This window comes from Pseudomonas sp. 18.1.10 (assembly GCF_024655625.1).
Classification (GTDB): Bacteria; Pseudomonadota; Gammaproteobacteria; order Pseudomonadales; family Pseudomonadaceae; genus Aquipseudomonas.
The window spans coordinates 1-2159 of sequence record NZ_JANLGL010000422.1 but is presented as its reverse complement, the minus strand read 5'-3'; the positions used below and the strand labels follow the sequence as shown (position 1 = coordinate 2159).

3 protein-coding genes are annotated in these 2159 nt (G+C 62.5%); 1 reads left to right on the top strand and 2 read right to left on the bottom strand.

Annotation, left to right across the window (positions count from 1 at the left end; all coding sequences use genetic code 11):
* Window positions 1-70: 70 nt before the first annotated feature.
* Both NUV89_RS29360 and NUV89_RS29355 read right to left on the bottom strand, forming a co-directional pair.
* Complete coding sequence (locus tag NUV89_RS29360) at window positions 71-565, bottom strand: DUF523 domain-containing protein (RefSeq protein ID WP_257784068.1); 495 nt, start codon at window positions 563-565, stop codon at window positions 71-73.
* Window positions 566-567: 2 nt separating this feature from the next.
* Window positions 568-1200 carry a 2OG-Fe(II) oxygenase gene (locus tag NUV89_RS29355; protein WP_257784069.1) on the bottom strand — a complete coding sequence of 211 codons (633 nt, stop codon included), beginning with the start codon at window positions 1198-1200 and terminating at the stop codon, window positions 568-570.
* Between the two features lie 132 nt (window positions 1201-1332).
* On the opposite strand from NUV89_RS29355, the gene NUV89_RS29350 reads away from it, so the two are divergent.
* Window positions 1333-2088: a DUF2059 domain-containing protein gene (locus tag NUV89_RS29350; RefSeq protein ID WP_257784067.1), complete on the top strand. Its 756-nt coding sequence runs from the start codon at window positions 1333-1335 to the stop codon at window positions 2086-2088.
* Window positions 2089-2159 lie beyond the last annotated feature (71 nt).

The following is a 2159-nucleotide window of genomic DNA, read 5'->3' as shown; positions in this document are numbered from 1 at the left end:
GGTGTGTCAGCCACCGGATGAGTTGACTGAATCACCGCTTTCGCGAGCAAGCCCGCTCCCACATTTTGATCTAAGTTTGATCCGAGAGATGGGCCAAGGCCGCTGCCGCCTCGGGCAGTTCCAGCTCACTGAACACCTGCACCCCATGACGCTTGAGCAACGCCGCTGTCACACCTTCGCCGCTCACCTTCACACCCGAGAAGGTGCCATCGTACGTCAGCAAATTCCCACAAGACGGGCTATTGGCCTTGAGCACCGCAATGCGGATGCCATGCCGCTGCACCAACGCCAACGCCTGGCGCGCGCCGTCGAGAAAGGCCGCGCTGAAGTCCTCGCCCTCGGCAGTCAACACCTGCGCTCGCCCTTCCCACACATCCACACCCTGCCCGCCTGGAATCTCCGCAGACGGACGCGGCGTCGGCAAACCACCGGACACTTCCGGGCAGATCGCCACCACCCGCCCTTCGGCCTGCCACGCCGCCAGTTGATCGAACGGCCCGCTGGCGCCACCGTCGTAGCGCACCTTGTGCCCGAGCAAACAGCGGCTGATCAGAATCTTTTCCATGCTTAAAACGGCTCGTTGCCGCGTCGGCGAAACCAGCCGGTGAGGGACAGGCGTTCGCGCGTGGCGGGCATGACTTCGTGGGGCACCTCGCCGGACAGGAACACCACCAGGCAACCGCCGGTGGGCACCACGTCGTATTCGACGTCGCTCTTGAGGTACATGCGCAACTGGCCGCCATGTTCGGGCAGCCAGGCGTCGTTCAAGTAGATCACCGCCGAGACCATGCGCCGGTCATCGTCGCGAAAGCGGTCGAGGTGCTTGAGGTAAAACGCCCCCGGTGGGTACATCGCGAAGTGGCTTTCGAAGTCTTCCAGGCCGAGGAACAGGCCGCGGTTCATCGCCAGGCGCAAGCTGTCCATCACGGCCATATAGGTGCCGCAGACGGCCGCGTCGCCCTCTTCGAGCCACTGGATATGGTCACCGCGAATGCCCTCGCGAATTTCCTGGGCCGGCCCGCGTCCTACCGCCGCCGGGGCCAGTTCACCTTCGGACGCACGTTTACGGCACTCAGCCGCCAGTTCCAGGGTCAGAGCCTGGGGCAGGAAGCCGTCCTGCCGCGACCAGCCCTTTTCGGCGAGGTCGTCGACAATACGTTGCAACAGCGGGTGATCGAAGGGTATTTGCATGGCGCGCATAGTATCCATCCGCCTGTGAATCCGACAGCGCCGTTGAGCGTCTGCATACACTTTAGTCAGGTGACCGATAGGACTTCTCGACAAATCCTACGCCCGACACGGACAATAGTGGCCGACTGACAGGAGTCCCTAATGCGTCGTTTGTTTTTATCCTTGCTGATGTTCTGCGTTTTGCCCGCCTGGGCAGACGGCCATGACCAGTTGTACAAGGTCGCCGGCTGGGCCGAACAACGTGCGCATTTCAACGACGCCCTCAGCGCCGCCCAGCAACGCTACCGCAATAGCCTGCCGCCGGCGGTGTTCCAGGCGCTGGTGGACAACAGCAATAAACGCTTCGCCGCCCAGGCCATGGACCAGCGTGCCGAGGCGCAATTGCGCAAGAACCTGGCGGACCCGGCACCGGCCCTGGCCTTTTTCCAATCGCCCTTGGGCCGCAAGATCGTCGCCGCCGAGTTGCTCGCCACGCGCCGCGACCAATTGGCAAAAAACGCCCAGGGCCTGCCGAAAATCGAAGCCGACGCTACGCGTAGCCTAATCATTGGTCACTTGGCTCAGGCGTTGCCCGCCCGTGAAGCCGGTGCGGAAGTCAGCCTGGCGATTGCCGGCGTGGCGGCCGACAGCCTCAGCCAGATGATTCCCGGCCTGCTCGGCGGCGGCCAGGCGCAAGGCATGTTGAATGGCCAGCGTGAGCGGCTGATGCAGCAGATTGGCAATGACCTGAACAATACGCTGCTGTACGTCTATCGGGATTTGTCTGACCCGGAGCTGGAAGAATTCGCCACGTTTGCGGAGTCGGCGGAGGGGAAGGCGTATTACCAGGCGGCATTAGCAGCGATTCGCGCCGGACTTGCTGTGGGCCAAAGCACTTCAAGCCTCACATCGCAATAAGTGTGGAATAGGCTTGTGTGGGAGCGGGCTTGCTCGCGAATGCGGTGGATCAGTCGAAACATCTGTGACTG

Excerpts from the sequence above, each read along its gene's own strand:
- NUV89_RS29360 (WP_257784068.1), bottom strand. The coding sequence starts at position 565 with ATGGAAAAGATTCTGATCAGCCGCTGTTTGCTCGGGCACAAGGTGCGC.
- NUV89_RS29355 (WP_257784069.1), bottom strand. The coding sequence starts at position 1,200 with ATGCGCGCCATGCAAATACCCTTCGATCACCCGCTGTTGCAACGTATT.
- NUV89_RS29350 (WP_257784067.1), top strand. The coding sequence starts at position 1,333 with ATGCGTCGTTTGTTTTTATCCTTGCTGATGTTCTGCGTTTTGCCCGCC.